Raw genomic sequence first — 15,097 nt, 5'->3', positions numbered from 1 at the left:
ACCTTGAGGGCCTATGCCCCGTGAGGCGTCCGCCGGAGGAGTAGTCATCCGAGAGCAGGGGGGCGAGCTGGAGGTGGCCGTCATCCGGCCCCACGGCCGCTCCCTGTGGGCGCTTCCCAAGGGGCATGTGGATCCGGGGGAGACGCCCGAGCAGACGGCCGTGCGCGAGGTGTGGGAGGAGACGGGCCTGAGGGCCACGCTCGTCGCGCCGCTGGGGGAGATCCGCTACGTCTACCAGTTCCGGGGCCAGCGCATCTTCAAGCGCGTGCACTTCTACCTGTTCCGCTACCAGTCCGGGCTGCTGGGAGACATCCAGCACGCGGGGCACCGGGTGGAGGTGGACGAGACGCGTTGGGTGCCACTGGCACGGGTGGCGGCGCTGCTGGGCTACAAGGGCGAGAAGGCCATCGCCGCGCGCGCGGCCAGGATGCTGCTGCGCGCGGGGGCCAGCCTCGCCCTGTCCGGGGTGATACGCCCGGAGGGCTCCGGCGACTAGGCGCCGTTGGCCTTGTCGTCCTTGTTGTACTTGCCGGTGAGGGCCTCGCGCACGTCCCGGTCGAACTTCACGCGGCCGGTGGCGACCTCGCGCAGCGAGAGCACGGGCGGCTTGTTCTTCGAGATCTCGATGATGGGGCGGGCGCCGGCCATGAGCTGACGGGCGCGCTTGGCCGCCAGCAGCACGAGCGCGAAGCGGTTGTCGACCAGGGGGAGGCAGTCTTCGACTGTGACGCGAGCCATGGTGGGAAACGTCCTTCGCTAAGTACTGGGGAGAAAGGGATCAACCTAGAGAGTGGCCTCTGGCGAGTCAAGGAAGGATGAGGCCCGCTGTCGGACGGGGGAAGGATCACCGGGGGACTCGGCCGCCCGTGTGCTAACCTTATAGGCGCCTGTACGGACAGACCGGCTGTCGATGCCCAGGAGCCTCCCTTCCCCGTGAACTCCGACATGCTCCGTTCATCCGGACCCGAGCTGGAGCAGCCCGAGACCGTCCCACGGGGAGGCGTGTGGAGCCCCCGGCTCGTCTGGGTGCTCTGTGGCGTCATCCTCTTCTTCTTCTGGGTGGATGGCCTCTACCTGGGCGCCTTCAGTGCCTGGATGCTGGGCATCCGCGTGGTGTGGGCCTCGAGCTTGCTGGGCTACACGTACTTGATCCGCTCGGCGCCCCTCTCCTGGGCGGGTCCGCTCACGGACCTGAACGTGCTGGTCTCCACGGTCTGTGTCCTGGGGCTCACCGTGGAGATGGGAGGCGTGGGCGGCCCCTACTTCCTCATGGTGCCCGCCCTGCCCATGGTCATCACCCTCATCTACCGGCGGCACGTGCGGGCCGTGCTCCTGTGCGGCGTGGTGGGAATCGCCGGGACCGCCGTGCTCCTGGGGTGGCAGGGCCATTCCCCCAACCAGGCCTTCACCTGGCTGGCCGTGGTGACGGGCATGGCCCTGCTCGCGGCGTACTTCGCCCGGCAGACGCTCCAGGTCCAGCAGGTGGATCAGCGCGCCCGGCTCGAGCGCGCCCGCCGCGAGTCGCTCGAGGCCCTGGCCTGCAGCGAGCACCGCCGGGCCCAGTCGGAGAAGCTGGCCATCGTCGGGCGGCTGGCGTCGGGCGTGGCGCATGAGATCAACAACCCGCTGGCCTACGTGGGCTCCAACGTCAACTTCGTGCACACCGAGCTGCTGGAGGCACGGGAGCTGAACCGGGAGGAGCTGGCCGAGGTGCTCACGGAGACGCGCGTGGGCATCCAGCACATCCAGCAGATCGTCTCGGACCTGAGGGGCTTCGCGCGCATGGACGCCAACGAGCCCACGGAGTGCTCGCTGGCGGACGTGGTGGCCGATGCGATGAAGCTGGCCTCGCTCCGGTTGAAGCACGTGTCGTTCCTGCAGGTGGACGTACCCGCCGAGCTGCCGGAGATCCTCGTCCTGCGGCAGCGGCTGGTCCAGGTGGTGCTCAACCTGCTGATCAACGCCGGAGACGTGCTGGAGTCCCACCCGGTGCCGGGCAGCGAGGTGCGGTTGATCGGCCGCGCCGAGCAGGAGCGCGTGGTGCTGCTCATCGAGGACAACGGGCCCGGCTTCGCCCCGCATGTGTTGCCCCGGCTCTTCGAGGCCTTCTTCACCACCAAGAGCCCCGACAAGGGCACCGGCCTGGGCCTGACGCTGTCGCGCGAGCTGGTGGAGCAGTTCGGCGGCACGCTCTCCGCCAGCAACCGTCCGGAGGGCGGCGCGCGCCTGCGCATCGAGCTTCCCCGTCCGCCCGGCCAGGCTCTCCGAGGAGCCCGCCACCGGGGAGGACGAGGACAGGGTGCGCGGAGCCGCCTGACCCACAAGGCCGCCGGGCTCACGCGACCCGTTCGGTCTCACCCACTTCCGCGTCGAAGCGCTCCACGAGCTTGTGGGGCGTGTCGTTGAACATCAGCCGGAGCACGTCCGGGCGAGCGTAGTGTCCCGCCGGATCCGCCACGGCCTTGGCGAGCGGGATGAGCCCCAGATCGAGGTCCGCGTAGACGAGGCCCTCGGCGCGCTCGTCCAGCGGCTGGGCCAGGGCCCGGCCATCCGGACCGAAGATCATCGCGAAGCCGCCCCCGGCCAGCAGCATCTTCGCCCGGTCCGGCGCATCGCACAGCAGGGCCGTCATCTCCTCGGAGACCGTGGCGCACGAAGCGATGACGAAGCACTGTCCCTCCACCGCGTACATCCGGCTGGCGGCGAGATTCACCTCGGGCCCGAGCGCGTACGCCATGTCCCGATAGAGCGAGAAGCTGGGCCACGCCGACACATGCACCTGCTCGCCCTGGGTGAACATCGCCTGCTTCACCAGCGGCTGGAGGTGCTCCCAGCAGTTGAGTGCCCCCAGCCTGCCGAGCGCCGTGGGGTGCACCTTCAGATCCCCGCCGTCTCCCTCTCCGAATACCGTGCGCTCGGCGTGCGTGGGCTTGAGCTTGCGCCGCGCGGCGATGAGCCCCCCCTCCGGGCCGATCAGCGCCTGGCCCATGTAGAGGCTGGACCCGGAACGCTCGCTGTAGCCCATCACCACGTGGATGTTGTTCTGCCGGGCCGCCTCGCGCAGCCGTGACATGTGGGGGCCCGCCACCTCGAGCGACTGGTCGAAGTAACGCTGCACGAACTGCATGCCCCAGCCGGGCGCGCCGAGCCAGATCCAGAACGGGTAGCCGGGCAGCCACGTCTCCGGAAAGGCGATGAGCGAGGCGCCGTTGCTCGCCGCCTCGGTGATGAGGCGCACGGCCTTGTCCACACCGGCGTCGAGGTCGAGGAACGCGGGAGCGGCCTGGACGGCCGCGGCCTTGAATCGGGGATGGGTCGTCTTCATGGCTCATGGGTACCGCGCGTCCGCGCACGCGGCTTGACCGGGAGCGCACGGCGGCTTGACCCGGAGTGCACGGGGCGCACAGGGGGTACCTCGCGTGGCGGGAGGCGGACCGTTAGCGTTCGGGGCATGGGGAGCCTCCTGACGACGGCGCGAGTGCCGCCGCGCGAGCAGTTCGACTTCTGGCGTGAGGTGGTCTGCCAACGGTTCGTCCCCCTGGACACCCGGCGCCAGGACGCTGGCCCGTTCCTGGGGAGCCTCGAGGCGACGCCGGTGGGTGGCCTCGTGGTGACGGACATCACTGCGGACCCACAGCAGGTGGTGCGCTCGCGCCAGTCCATCAAGAGCTCGGACCCGGACGTGCTCATGGCCTGCCTCCACCTCGGAGGCGCTGGCGCGGTGGAGCAGGACGAGCGCGTGGCGCGGCTCTCGCCCGGGGACCTGGTGATGTTCGACAGCACGCGCCCGTACCGGCTGCTCTTCGACAGCCGCTTCCGGCAGCTCGTGTTCCACTTCCCCCGGCAGCGGCTGTTGCCCCGGCTGGCCGCTCCAGAGGCGGCGATGGCGGTGTCCGTGGGCGGGCGCGCCGGGGTGGGTCGGATCGCCGCGGACTTCCTGCGCTCCCTCGGGGAACAGGCCGGAGCGCTGGATGACCGCAGCGCCCCCGCCATCGTCGAGCAGGTGTTGGGGTTGCTCGCCCTGGCCTTCGGCACGTCTCCCGAGCCCGAGGACGCGCCCGCCTCGCCGGCCCACCTCGCCCGGTTGAAGCGGCTCCAGGCGTACCTCGAGGAGCACCTGGCCGAGCCGGAGTTGTCTCCAGCGGACCTGGCCGCCGCGCACCACATCTCGGTGCGCTACCTGCACCGGCTGTTCGAGCTTCTCGGGGTGCTCCATGGGCGACTGGTTGCGCGAGCGGCGGCTGGTGCGCTGTGCCGAGGCGCTCGTGGATCCCCGTCAGGCGGGGCGGAGTGTCTCGGAGATCGCCTTCGCCTGGGGCTTCAACGACGCGAGCCACTTCAGCCGCGCCTTCAAACAACGCTTCGGCATGAGCCCGAGGGACTACCGCGCCCGGGCCCGCGAGTAGTGCCCGCCAGGGGCGTCCATGACAAAGTGCGCTCCCAGAGAGCCACCATGCATCGTCTCCTCCCGCTGATCGCCGCCTTCGCGCTGTGTTCCCTCGCCTGCGAGCGGAAGTCCCCGCCTCCTTCGGCCCCCGCTCCGGTGGCCGCTCCGGCGGAGCAGCGCGCCCCCTCACAGGAGGGGCCCATTCTCATCGGCACGCTGGGGAGTCTCACGGGCTCGGAGGCCTCGTTCGGCACGGTGGTGCGCGATGGCATCCAGTTCGCCGTGGAGCAGGTGAACGCCGCGGGCGGAGTGAAGGGCCGCGAGGTGGAGCTCCGCTCCTATGACACCCAGGGCAAGCTCGAGGAGTCCGTGGCCGCGGCCAAGCGTCTCCTCACGCAGGACCGCGTGGTGCTCATCCTCGGAGACGTGACGTCGTCCGGCTCGCTGGCCATCGCCGACGCGGTGCAGGCGGCGCAAGTGCCCATGGTGACGCCTTCGTCCACCCACCCGGACGTGACGAAGAAGGGCGATTTCGTCTTCCGCACCTGCTTCATCGATCCCTTCCAGGGGGGCGCCATGGCGCGCTTCGCCCGGGAGAACCTGAAGCTCGAGCGCGTGGCGGTGTTGCACGACAGCAAGAACGCCTCGTCGCTCGGCCTGAGCGAGGCCTTCACCGAGGCCTTCCGGAAGCTGGGCGGGAAGGTGGTGGCGGTGGAGAGCTACTCGAAGGGGGACACGGACTACCGCGCGCCGCTGCTGGCCGTGAAGAAGGTGAAGCCCCAGGCCCTGTACCTGCCGGGCTTCTACAGCGAGGTGGGGGTCATCGCCCGCCAGGCGCGCGAGATGGGCCTGACGCAGCCGCTGCTGGGCGGGGATGGTTGGGAGTCGGACCGCCTCTTCGAGCTCGCCGGCGGCGCGCTGGAAGGCGCCTACTTCTCGTCGCACTACGCCGAGGACAACCCCGCCCCCGAGCTTCCAGCGCTTCATCACCGCGTTCCGCGAGCGCTACGGCCGCTCTCCCGAGGCCGCCTCCGCGCTGGGCTATGACGCGGCGAAGGTGGCGCTCGCGGCCATCGAGCGGGCGAAGTCGCTCTCCGGCCCGGACATCCGCGAGGCGCTCGCGAACACCCAGAACCACCCCGGCGCCACGGGCACCCTCACCCTCGACGCGGATCGCAACCCGGTGAAGCCCGCCGTCATTCTCACGATTCGCGAAGGCAAGCGCCGCTTCGCCGCCGCCGTGACGCCGTGAACGCTGACGCACCGCGGTAGCTTCCACCGGAGAACATCCGCTTCTTTTCCGGGGATGACGGATGGTCCGGAGTGCGGATGTTCGCGGCCACGCTCCGGGAGGTCTGAATGGCGGATATGCGCGACGAAGCGGTGGCCGCGGAAGGCTCATCGCTGAAGGTCGTGATGATTGCCTCGGTGGCCGCCGTGGGTGGCTTCTTGTTCGGCTATGACACGGCGGTCATCAATGGCGCCGTCGGGGCCCTGGAGGCGACCTTCCAGGCGGGGGACACGGCCATCGGGCTCTCGGTGTCCTCGGCGCTCATCGGCTCGGCCATCGGGGCGTTCATGGGCGGGCAGCTGGCGGATCGCCTGGGCCGCATCCGGACGATGGTGGTGGCCTCGGTGCTCTTCTCGGCGAGCGCGCTGGGCTCGGGGCTCGCCTTCGGGCTCGTGGACTTCAGCCTGTGGCGCCTGGTGGGCGGCGTCGCGGTGGGGATGGCCAGCGTCATCGCCCCCGCCTACATCGCGGAGATCGCTCCGGCCCACCTGCGCGGGCGGCTCGGTTCGCTCCAGCAACTGGCCATCGTGACCGGCATCTTCTCCGCGCTGCTCGTGGATTACGGCATCGCCGCCGGGGCGGGAGGCTCCGCGCAGAATCCCTTCTGGCTCGGACTCGGGGCCTGGCGGTGGATGCTCCTGTCCGAGCTTCCCGTCGCCATCCTCTATGGCATCGGCGCCCTCATGATTCCCGAGTCCCCCCGCTACCTGGTCGCGAAGCATCGCGATGAGAAGGCTCGGGAAGTGCTCCGCTCCATCATCGGGCGCCGCGCGGAGTCCAAGGTGGAGGAGATCCGCCAGAGCCTCTCGGGCGAGCAGACTGGCACGTTCGCGGACCTCCGGGGGCGCTTCGGGCTGCTCCCCATCGTCTGGGTGGGCATCGGGCTGTCGCTCTTCCAGCAGTTCGTGGGAATCAACGTCATCTTCTACTACTCGAGCGTCCTCTGGCAGGCGGTCGGGTTCTCGGAGCGGGACTCGCTGGCCATCACCGTCATCACCAGCGTCACCAACATCGTCACCACCTTCATCGCCATCGGCACGGTGGACCGTTTCGGGCGCAAGCCGCTGCTCATCGTGGGCTCGGTGGGCATGTCGCTGACGCTCGGGACGATGGCGTACCTGTTCGGCACGGCCGGGATGGATGCCGCGGGCAAGCCCGTCCTGGAGGGGACGGCGGGCACCCTCGCCCTGGTGGCCGCCAATCTCTACGTCTTCTGCTTCGGCCTGTCGTGGGGACCCATGGTGTGGGTGCTGCTCGGGGAGATGTTCAACAACCGCATCCGCGCCCGGGCCCTGGCGCTCGCGGGCTCGGCGCAGTGGGTCGCCAACTTCCTCGTCTCCGCCACGTTCCCCGCCCTGCGGACGGCGGGCCTGGGGCTGGCCTACGGGCTCTACACTGCCTCCGCCATGGCCTCGCTCGTGTTCGTGCTCCTCTTCATCCGGGAGACCAAGGGCAAGGAACTGGAGGACATGTAGCCTCCCGCCGGGCCGTGCTTCACGGCTCCAGCGCGGACACGTCCGGGCACGCCGAGGCACTGCCCACCACGGCCGTCTCCCAGCTTCGTTTCAAGTAGGTGAGCCGGAAGCGGGCGTCCCAGCACTCCACCTGTGTCGCGGTGAAGCCCGCGGGCACGTCTCCGCCCGTCACCGAGATGATTCCCACGCCCCCCCGGTCCTTCGTCCACCGGCTGAGGATGGCGAGGTCCTCCTTCTGGGTGCCGGGGAGGATGTCGGTGTCCTCCAGCAGGAAGCCCATTTCTCCGAGGCCGCCGGGAAGCTCGCGATAGGCGTAGAGGAACTCGGACGCCGTTTGGGGTGAGGCGGGCACGAAGCGCATCCGCACGCTGATGGGGAGAGCGCGCGTCTGGTAGACGATCTCCAACAGGTCCAGGTCCGCGAGCCCTCCGGCGTCGAAGCCGTGGGCCTTCGTCTGCTTCACGAGGAGCCTCACCGCGCCCGTGCCCTTGCGCAGCCCACCGTCCGGCTGGAAGGTGCCCTCCACGGCGGACCACCACCGGTCCTCGCCGGAACCCCGAGGCCGGTACTGGAGCAGATAGGTGAATTGCTCGGGCTCGCGCTTCATCGCGAAGCGCACCTCGTGACCGGGGTGGTTCGGGGCCGGCCAGGGTCCCCACACGCGCACGTCCGGCGCACGTGTCGTGGGCGGCAGCTTCCGGATCTCCTCCAGCAGGGTGAGCAGTCCATCCATCCCCCTGTTGAACGCGTCCGAGGCCGCGCGCGTGTCCCGGTAGAGCGGGGACGGCTCTCCCACGGCCAGGGCATCCGAGCGCTGTCGCAGGCCTCCCTCGCTCACCGGGCCGCTGGAGGCGGGCAGCTTGGAGGCGAGGTCCTCGCGGGTGGGCAGGGCGTTGAGGAACTCGAGATCGTCGTTGGAGAAGTTCCCGCCACACGCGGCGGCGAGGCAGCCCAACAGCAGGAGCCAGCAGGTGCGCATCACGTGCTCCCTGTCAGAGGCGGTACGTCACGAGCGCGCCGAGCTCCCAGTAGCCCAGGGAGCGCTGTGCGTCGACGTTGTAGAGGAGGTAGTGGACGCGGGCGCGCCCGGTGAGCTCGAAGCGATCCGACATCCGCCAGCGCACGCCGCCCACGAGGCCCGGGGTGAGCACGGCGTAGAACTGGTCCGGGAGGCTCGCGTCCTCGAAGTCCCGGCCCATGACGAGGTAGGCGAGCCGGGGGCCGACGAAGGGGGACACACGGCCCAGGGGCCACTCGGCCACCAGTGAGGTGCCCACGGTCAGCAGCGAATAGCGGTAGCGCGGCCCCGAGAGGGTAGGGAGCTCCAGCGTGGCCTGCCGCCCACCGAGCGCCAGGTCGATGTCCCAGCGCCAGTTCTCGCGGAAGTAGTGGTGCAGCCCCACCTCGAGGCCGAGCAGCGGCGTGGAGAGGAAGAGGTTCTCGCGGGTGGGCGTATCGAAGAAGGAGTGGTAGCCGCCGGTGAGTCCCAGTGTCCAGTACGTGCGCGGTCCGCGCTCGCGGGGCGCCACGCCCTTCACCGGATCATCCGAGAAGGGCGCGTCGCGCAGCCGGGACTCGTCGAGCACCGTGGTGCGCCCGCGCTGGACCTCGGCCTCGCCGATGCGCAGCCGGTCCGCCAGCCGCCGCTTCACCGTGTACCGGCCCGGGGCCAGGGCCAGCCGCCGCTCGGTGTCCACGGCCTTGTCCAGCTCCGCCACCACCAGTCCACCCGGGTTCACGAAGTAGTAGGCCCCCGCGGGTGCGGTGCGAGGCACCAGCAGCCCCTCGTCGCGTCCCCGCAGGTCCGTCAGCACCAGCTCGCCATTGCCAGCGAGGTCGTAGCTGAAGGTGGGGTGCTGGGCTCCGGCGCTGCTGTCCGCGGTGTCCGCCACGGTGCGGGCGTAGGCATGTGAGTATGCTTCGAAGAGCGTCACCTGCCCGTCGCCCGAGCGGTCCGCCTCCCCCAACAGCCCGCTGCCCAGGTGGTGGGTGAAGTAGCTGCCCCCCAGCAGATCCGACTCCTGCGAGTCCTCGTCCGCCGAGCTGGAGGTGAGGATGACGAGCCCCCGGGCCTCGCGCGTGGCGCCCGCGTCGATGGCGAAGGCGGGCGCGCGCCGGGCGCCTTTCGTCCGCGTGAGCGCTCCGGAGCGGCACGAGTCCAGGATGGCGATGCGGATGTCCGCGGGAGCCGCCAGCAGCCGCCGCTTGAGGGATTCCAGGTCCAGCGCGCTGTCGCCCAGCCGCAGCGCGCCGTCCTTCGCATGGCCCGAGTAATAGACGATGAGCGCGGTGCGCTCGCCCCGGGCCCGTGCCGTCCGTGCACCCGACTCCAGCTCGGCCAGGGCCCGGAGGAAGTCTCCGCTGTCCTCGTCCAGCAGCAGCCGCGCGTCACCGGGCTCCACTCCGCCCAGCCGCGTCAGCAGGCCGTGCATCTTGCGCGCGTCGTCCCGGGCGAAGCGCAGCGGCCGGGTGTCCGCGCCGCCCTCGTCGTTGCCCGCCACCAGCGCGAAGCGGCGCAGCGGCTGGGCCTGCACCACGGCCGCCAGCACCAGCGCCAGGACGAGCACCAGGCCTTGTCCGGGCAGGCGTCTCATGGCTTGCGCAGCAGCCAGTGGGTCTCTTCGCCACCCGAGTCCAGCGTGGTCATCGCCTCCACCTTGCCCCCGGCCGCCTCCCAAGCCCGCCGGGCCGACGCCTGGACCGCCTCCACGCTCAACGGCCTGTCGGAGAGCACCATCACCACGCGCTCGTGGCCCGAGCCGGTGAACACCACGCTGTCGGGCAGCCAGCGTCTGCCGGGGCCCGCCTCCACGGGGAGGCTCATTCCCCCCTGGGCGTAGAGCTCCGACACCTCGCCCGCCTCGTCCACTGACACCGCCAGCACGTAGCGGTAGGGCCCGGCCACGTACCCCAGCCGCACCTTCTCGCCCGGCTCCAGCTCCTCGGTGTCTCCCGGCAGGACGCCCCGCTGGGGTCCGCCTCCGCCGATGCGCAGCTCCGCCGAGGCCCCGCCCTTGAGCCGGTTGGTGGGGGGGTTGGAGAGCATCGGCCGCACCAGCACCACCAGCAGCACCGAGGCCGCCACCGCGACCAGCACCCCATTGAGCAGGGGACGCGAGGGCCCCGTCTTCGGCTTGTTCAGGGCACGCTCCACTCCGGCCTCGAAACGCGCGAAGGGCACTTCCTTCTCGAAGCGGGCCTGGTCCGCCTCGAGGCCCTCGAGGAGCGCCTGGCACTCCGCGCACCCGGACACGTGCTCCCGGGCCAGTTCGGACTCCTTGCCGGGGAGCTCTCCGGCATGCAGCCGCCGCAACGTCCACTCCGACAGGTGCGCGCTCATGGGACCTTCAGCTCCTCGTTCGACAGGGTGGCGAACTGCTCCAGCCGCTTCCGCACCGTGGGCACCGAGCGCCCCAGCATCGCCGCCACCTCTTCCAGCGTCATCCCGTCCACCCAGTAGTGCACCACCGCCGCCTGTGTCTCCACGTCCACCCGCGACAGCAGCGAGCGCACCAGCTCCCGCGTCTCCAGCTTCCGCGCTCCGTCGTCACCTTCCGGCCGGGCCAGCTCGTCCCGCTCGAACCAGCGCCGCCACGGGGCCCGCTCCGCGCGCAACTGGTTGAGGCAGTGGTGGGTGGCGATCTTCATCAACCACGCCAGGGGCGAGGACCCGGCATGCAACGTCTCCGAGTGGGTGAGGGCGCGGGCGAACACCTCCTGCATCGCGTCCTCGGCCTTGCTGGCGTCCTTCAACAGGTAGCGGCAGCGCCCGTACACGCTGCCGCCATACGCCGTGTACAGCTCGCGCAGAAGCGCTCGCCGATCCTTCTGACCGCCATCGAGGCCCTTCAGGGCCGGTGGGCTCGCTCCTGCCACGAACTGCCTCATCTCGCTGCGGGGTGGGAAGTCCCGAGCTTACAACGAGCGCCCACCCCGAGGGCTCACAACGAGGAGTAGTCGGCCGTGGTGAAGGCGCAGTCGCTCGCCTCGATGCCGTAGCGCACCTGGGGGAGGGCGTAGCTGGCGTGCAGGTAGCGGCTGGCGAAGGCGGTGTCCCAGCACTCGTTGGCGGTGGCGGACTCCGTCCCCAGGTCTCCGCCCGTCAGCTCGACATCCGAGCGGCCAGCGCCCGACTCCAGCCAGCGGCTCCTGATGGTGAGGGTCTCCTTCGCGGCCGAACCGGACATCTTGTGCCAGTCCTGGCTCAGCTTGAAGTCGAACTGGCCGCCCTGGGTGGGGGTGGCGGCGTAGCGGTAGTCCGCGTCCACGCGCTTGCTGGCGTCGTTCTCGTCACGCACCTGGCGGAACGCCGCGTCCACGGTGGCGGAGCTCTTCTCGTCCAGGCGCGCGTACTTGACGGTGAAGCGGCCCACGTTGAGGCCATGCTCGGGCAGCGTCGCCTCCTTGTCCCAGTCGAGGGTGAACTCCCCCTGGCCGAAGCCCTTCCGCGGCTCGCCGGCCTCGTCCACCGAGGCGGTATGGGTGCCGGTGATGACGTCCACGAAGGCCGAGTCCTGCGCCTCCTTCGCCTTGGCCGACACGGTGTAGCTGTACGTCTGGTCGCCCGTCTTCTTCACGGTGAGCTTCCAGGTGTTGCGCGCGAGCGGCTCGGTGTGCGGGCCCCACACGGCGGTGTCCTCGGTGAGGGTGGTGGGCCGGTGCTCCGTCACCGCGTCCACCAGCCCGAGCACCAGCAGCGTGCCGCCGTTGACCCGCTTGGTGGTGGACCGGGTCAGGGTGTAGAGCTCGCTCAGGTCGCCCTGGCCCTGCCCGTGAACCTCTCCGGACGTGAGTGCCTGGCCGCTCTTCGCCGGCGTCTTCACCTCCACCAGCTCCTGCGTGGGCAGCACGGAGCGGAACTCCGCCTCGCGGTCCATCCGGCCACAGCCAGCGAGCATCAGGGCGGAGATCAGCAGGCTCTTGCGCAGCGTCATGTATCGATCCTTTCGGGGGTCCGCCCGGCCTTCCGAGCCGGTGCGGGTCATCTGCCCGGAGGGACACAGCAGGGTCCAAAAACAGAAAAGGCGATTTTCGGCGGGAGGAAACCCCAGGAATTCCAATGCCTTGGAGGCCCCCTGGTTGCTCTCCAGGCATACCGGACGGGGGCTCCGACGAGAAAAAGGACCCGTTCCTAGGTTTGCCCCATGGAAAAGCGACACCCCAACCACCCCGGGGAGATGGGAATCGACGCCTCACTCGCCGAGAGGAGCCGGACCACGGACGAGATCAACGCCCGTGGCCGCGCCATCGAGGTGTTGCTGGACGCCGGTGTGCCGTTCCTCGTGGGCGGCGCCTACGCCTACTCCACGTATACGGGCATCTATCGCGACACCAAGGACCTGGATCTCTTCCCGCGAAAACGGGACGCGGAACGGGCGCTGGTGGAGCTGGAGAAGGATGGCTGGCGCACCGAGCGCGCCGACGAGGCGTGGATCTACAAGGCCTACAAGGGCGAGTACTTCGTGGACTTCATCTTCTCCTCGGGCAACGGCGTGGCCTCGGTGGACGATGAATGGTTCGTCCACGCCCGGACGGCGTCCGTCTTCGGCCACCGGTGCCTCATCGCGCCGGCCGAGGAAACCATCTGGTCCAAGGCCTTCGTCAACGAGCGCGAGCGCTACGACGGGGCGGACATCAACCACCTCATCCTCAAGGTGGGGCGGAGCATGGACTGGGAGCGGCTGCTGCGGCGCTTCGACCGGTACTGGGAGGTGCTGCTCAGCCACCTGATGATGTTCCGCTTCGCCTACCCGTGCGAGCGGGACCTGGTGCCGACGTGGCTGATGACGGAGCTGATGTCGCGCACCCTGGACACGCTCAAGGAAGGCAACTGGGACGAGCGGCTGTGCCGCGGGAATCTCATCTCGCGGGTCAACTACGCGGTGGACATCCATCACTGGGGCTACGGCGACGGCCGGTCCTGGGACGAGCGAGACCGAGAGAAGGGGGAGGCACGTGGCGCGGGACGCGAACTCGAAAATACGCTTGGCGGCGGTCGGTGACTTGCACTGCCGCGAGGATCAACACGGGCGCTTCCGCCAGCTCGTCAAGCAGGTCAACGCGGAAGCGGACATGCTGCTGCTGTGCGGGGACCTGACGGATCGGGGCATGGTGGAGGAGGGCAAGGTGCTCGCCGAGGAGCTGTCGGCGCTCCGGGTGCCGGTGGCGGCGGTGCTCGGCAACCACGACTACGAGCACAGCCAGGCCAAGGAGATCTGCGGCGAGCTGTCGAGGGCGGGGGTACACATCCTCGATGGGGACCACTTCATCTTCGAGAAGGTGCTGGGAGTGGCCGGGGTGAAGGGCTTCGGCGGCGGCTTCGGCAACGCCACGCTGCAGGCCTTCGGCGAGGGGCAGACGAAGTCCTTCGTGCAGGAGGCGGTGCAAGAGTCGCTCAAGCTGGAAGCGGCGCTCAGCCACCTCGACACGGAGAAGAAGGTGGTCATCATGCACTACGCCCCGGTGCCGGAGACGCTGGAGGGCGAGAACATCGAGATCCGCCCCTTCCTCGGGACGAGCCGCCTGGCGATGCCGGTGGACCACTACGGAGCGGAGGCCGTCTTCCACGGGCACGCGCACCATGGCGCGCACGCCGGAAAGACGAAGAGCGGCATCCCCGTCTACAACGTGGCGATGCCGCTCATGACCAAGATGCACCCCGACCAGCGCTTCATGCTGCTCGAGGTGTGAGGCGGGAGCTGAAGGGGTGCCGGTCCCGGCCGGCGCCCAGCTAGGCTGGGCCTCATGAAGACCGAATTCATCCTGCTCCGCCATGGTGAGACGGAGTGGAACACCCTGGGGCGCCTGCAGGGGCACCTGGACAGTCCGCTGAGCGCCAAGGGCCTGCGTCAGGCGGAGGCGCTCGCCGCGCGCCTCGCGTCCGTCTCCTTCCAGGCGCTCTACTGCAGTGACCTGGGACGGGCCCAGGAGACGGCGCGCCGCATCGCCGCGCGCACGGGCCACTCCGTCCTCGAGGACCTGCGCCTGCGCGAGCGCGGCCTGGGAATCCTGGAAGGGCTCACGCGGGACGAGGCGAGCCAGCGCCACCCCGAGGTGTTCGCGGAGTACGCGGCGGGCGGGCCGGACTTCGTCGTCCCCGGGGGCGAGAGCGCGTCCCAGCGGCTCCGCCATGCGGTCGGGTGCCTGGAGGAACTCGGAGCCCGGCACGGGGGAGGGCGCGTCGTGGTGGTCACCCACGGGGGCGTGCTCAGCAGCCTGTTCCGGCACTGCCTGGGGATTCCGCCCGGTACGCCGCGCACCTTCTCCGTGCTCAACGCGAGCTGGAGCCAGTTCGACTACCACGAGGGGGCCTTCCGGCTGGTGACCTGGGGGGACGTGAACCACCTGAGGGACGCCAGCCGCGACGACACCTGAGGGGCGGCTCGTGGAGCGCCAGCGCCAGCCAAATCCAGACGCGGCGGATGAGGAAGCGCTCGGACGTCCAGCCGCCGCTACTGTCCGCGCGAGTGAGGTTGCCTGCTCATGGAGCAAACACTGACTGTTGTGCCTGCTCGCCCTGGGTAAACACTCATCATCCAGACAGGATACGTACGTCTACGGATACAAAGTGTTGAGTATCCAATGGTATGCGGAGCCCCTTCGCCATCAACGAGGGGTTTCATGCCCGTAAGCGGTCGCGGCCGTTGTCTGCCGCTCTTCCTTCTTCTGCTCGCCACCACCCTGCTCACGCGCTGCGCGTGCACGGACTCGGCGCTTCCGGTGGTGTACACGCCCAGCGGCTGCGGCGTGAACTGCGCGGAGGGCCAGACGTGCGTGGCAGGTGAGTGCCTCCCCGAGACGTGTGGCGGAGAAGTCTGCAACGCGGACGAGGTGTGCCAGGGCGAGCGCTGTCTCGCGAGGACCTGCGTGGGGGTGCTGTGTCCCGGCAGCCAGGTGTGCGTGGCGGGAACGTGTCTGCCGCATGCATGCGGGGAGACGGAGTGC

At 69.9% G+C, this 15,097-nt stretch carries 14 protein-coding genes and 2 pseudogenes; 9 read left to right on the top strand and 7 right to left on the bottom strand.

The window, feature by feature from the left end; translation table 11 throughout:
• Positions 1 to 13 precede the first annotated feature (13 nt).
• A complete protein-coding gene (locus ACN28I_RS13160) occupies positions 14 to 496 on the top strand; it encodes an NUDIX hydrolase (RefSeq protein ID WP_420942386.1) in 483 nt (160 codons plus the stop codon).
• Here ACN28I_RS13160 and rpoZ read toward each other — a convergent pair.
• A complete protein-coding gene (gene rpoZ, locus ACN28I_RS13155) occupies positions 493 to 738 on the bottom strand; it encodes a DNA-directed RNA polymerase subunit omega (protein WP_420942385.1) in 246 nt (81 codons plus the stop codon). The genes ACN28I_RS13160 and rpoZ overlap by 4 nt on opposite strands.
• A 195-nt stretch (positions 739 to 933) precedes the next feature.
• On the opposite strand from rpoZ, the gene ACN28I_RS13150 reads away from it, so the two are divergent.
• On the top strand, positions 934 to 2,406 hold the full coding sequence (locus tag ACN28I_RS13150) for a sensor histidine kinase (protein WP_420942384.1): 1,473 nt from the start codon (positions 934 to 936) through the stop codon (positions 2,404 to 2,406).
• On the opposite strand, the gene ACN28I_RS13145 is transcribed toward ACN28I_RS13150, so the two are convergent.
• On the bottom strand, positions 2,336 to 3,325 hold the full coding sequence (locus tag ACN28I_RS13145; RefSeq protein ID WP_420942383.1) for a carbon-nitrogen hydrolase family protein: 990 nt from the start codon (positions 3,323 to 3,325) through the stop codon (positions 2,336 to 2,338). The genes ACN28I_RS13150 and ACN28I_RS13145 overlap by 71 nt on opposite strands.
• Here ACN28I_RS13145 and ACN28I_RS13140 point away from each other — a divergent pair.
• The 4 genes and pseudogenes from ACN28I_RS13140 to ACN28I_RS13125 form a co-directional block, all read left to right on the top strand.
• A pseudogene (locus ACN28I_RS13140) lies at positions 3,311 to 4,012 on the top strand (cupin domain-containing protein); the annotation flags it as partial. The gene ACN28I_RS13145 and the pseudogene ACN28I_RS13140 sit on opposite strands and share 15 nt — an antisense overlap.
• 202 nt (positions 4,013 to 4,214) lie before the next feature.
• Positions 4,215 to 4,406 (top strand): helix-turn-helix domain-containing protein, encoded by a 192-nt coding sequence (locus ACN28I_RS13135; protein WP_420948631.1) that lies wholly within the window; start codon positions 4,215 to 4,217, stop codon positions 4,404 to 4,406.
• A 47-nt stretch (positions 4,407 to 4,453) separates the two neighbouring features.
• Positions 4,454 to 5,639 (top strand): annotated as a pseudogene (locus tag ACN28I_RS13130) (ABC transporter substrate-binding protein).
• 107 nt (positions 5,640 to 5,746) lie between these two features.
• Positions 5,747 to 7,153 (top strand): sugar porter family MFS transporter, encoded by a 1,407-nt coding sequence (locus tag ACN28I_RS13125; RefSeq protein WP_420942382.1) that lies wholly within the window; start codon positions 5,747 to 5,749, stop codon positions 7,151 to 7,153.
• A gap of 19 nt (positions 7,154 to 7,172) precedes the next feature.
• On the opposite strand, the gene ACN28I_RS13120 is transcribed toward ACN28I_RS13125, so the two are convergent.
• The 5 genes from ACN28I_RS13120 to ACN28I_RS13100 all read right to left on the bottom strand — a co-directional run bounded on the left by ACN28I_RS13120 (position 7,173) and on the right by ACN28I_RS13100 (position 12,087).
• A complete protein-coding gene (locus tag ACN28I_RS13120) occupies positions 7,173 to 8,132 on the bottom strand; it encodes a hypothetical protein (protein ID WP_420942381.1) in 960 nt (319 codons plus the stop codon).
• 13 nt (positions 8,133 to 8,145) lie between these two features.
• Positions 8,146 to 9,747 (bottom strand): caspase family protein, encoded by a 1,602-nt coding sequence (locus ACN28I_RS13115; protein WP_420942380.1) that lies wholly within the window; start codon positions 9,745 to 9,747, stop codon positions 8,146 to 8,148.
• Positions 9,744 to 10,493: an ACP synthase gene (locus ACN28I_RS13110; RefSeq protein ID WP_420942379.1), complete on the bottom strand. Its 750-nt coding sequence runs from the start codon at positions 10,491 to 10,493 to the stop codon at positions 9,744 to 9,746. The genes ACN28I_RS13115 and ACN28I_RS13110 overlap by 4 nt, the downstream gene beginning before the upstream one ends.
• The gene (locus tag ACN28I_RS13105) at positions 10,490 to 11,029 is read right to left on the bottom strand and encodes an RNA polymerase sigma factor (RefSeq protein WP_420942378.1); all 540 of its coding nucleotides are present in this window, start codon (positions 11,027 to 11,029) and stop codon (positions 10,490 to 10,492) included. Before ACN28I_RS13105 ends, ACN28I_RS13110 begins: the two co-directional genes overlap by 4 nt.
• 65 nt (positions 11,030 to 11,094) lie before the next feature.
• A complete protein-coding gene (locus tag ACN28I_RS13100; protein WP_420942377.1) occupies positions 11,095 to 12,087 on the bottom strand; it encodes a hypothetical protein in 993 nt (330 codons plus the stop codon).
• A 210-nt stretch (positions 12,088 to 12,297) separates the two neighbouring features.
• Between ACN28I_RS13100 and ACN28I_RS13095 the strand changes: the two genes are divergently transcribed.
• Genes ACN28I_RS13095 through ACN28I_RS13085 form a run of 3 tightly spaced genes read left to right on the top strand, consistent with a single transcriptional unit; the run spans position 12,298 to position 14,527 of the window.
• A complete protein-coding gene (locus tag ACN28I_RS13095; protein WP_420942376.1) occupies positions 12,298 to 13,155 on the top strand; it encodes a hypothetical protein in 858 nt (285 codons plus the stop codon).
• Positions 13,139 to 13,843 carry a metallophosphoesterase family protein gene (locus ACN28I_RS13090; RefSeq protein WP_420942375.1) on the top strand — a complete coding sequence of 235 codons (705 nt, stop codon included), beginning with the start codon at positions 13,139 to 13,141 and terminating at the stop codon, positions 13,841 to 13,843. Before ACN28I_RS13095 ends, ACN28I_RS13090 begins: the two co-directional genes overlap by 17 nt.
• Before the next feature lie 54 nt (positions 13,844 to 13,897).
• Complete coding sequence (locus ACN28I_RS13085) at positions 13,898 to 14,527, top strand: histidine phosphatase family protein (protein ID WP_420942374.1); 630 nt, start codon at positions 13,898 to 13,900, stop codon at positions 14,525 to 14,527.
• Positions 14,528 to 15,097: the final 570 nt, after the last annotated feature.

The organism is Archangium gephyra (assembly GCF_049060025.1).
In the GTDB taxonomy this organism is placed as follows: domain Bacteria; phylum Myxococcota; class Myxococcia; order Myxococcales; family Myxococcaceae; genus Archangium; species Archangium gephyra_A.
The sequence above is the reverse complement of the archived record's forward strand: the minus strand, read 5'-3'. Positions and strand labels throughout refer to the sequence as shown.

Coding starts and splice junctions, on each gene's coding strand:
- ACN28I_RS13095 (WP_420942376.1), top strand. CDS start 12,298: ATGGAAAAGCGACACCCCAACCACCCCGGGGAGATGGGAATCGACGCC.
- ACN28I_RS13100 (WP_420942377.1), bottom strand. CDS start 12,087: ATGACGCTGCGCAAGAGCCTGCTGATCTCCGCCCTGATGCTCGCTGGC.
- ACN28I_RS13085 (WP_420942374.1), top strand. CDS start 13,898: ATGAAGACCGAATTCATCCTGCTCCGCCATGGTGAGACGGAGTGGAAC.
- ACN28I_RS13125 (WP_420942382.1), top strand. CDS start 5,747: ATGGCGGATATGCGCGACGAAGCGGTGGCCGCGGAAGGCTCATCGCTG.
- ACN28I_RS13160 (WP_420942386.1), top strand. CDS start 14: ATGCCCCGTGAGGCGTCCGCCGGAGGAGTAGTCATCCGAGAGCAGGGG.
- rpoZ (WP_420942385.1), bottom strand. CDS start 738: ATGGCTCGCGTCACAGTCGAAGACTGCCTCCCCCTGGTCGACAACCGC.
- ACN28I_RS13110 (WP_420942379.1), bottom strand. CDS start 10,493: ATGAGCGCGCACCTGTCGGAGTGGACGTTGCGGCGGCTGCATGCCGGA.
- ACN28I_RS13135 (WP_420948631.1), top strand. CDS start 4,215: ATGGGCGACTGGTTGCGCGAGCGGCGGCTGGTGCGCTGTGCCGAGGCG.
- ACN28I_RS13120 (WP_420942381.1), bottom strand. CDS start 8,132: ATGCGCACCTGCTGGCTCCTGCTGTTGGGCTGCCTCGCCGCCGCGTGT.
- ACN28I_RS13145 (WP_420942383.1), bottom strand. CDS start 3,325: ATGAAGACGACCCATCCCCGATTCAAGGCCGCGGCCGTCCAGGCCGCT.
- ACN28I_RS13115 (WP_420942380.1), bottom strand. CDS start 9,747: ATGAGACGCCTGCCCGGACAAGGCCTGGTGCTCGTCCTGGCGCTGGTG.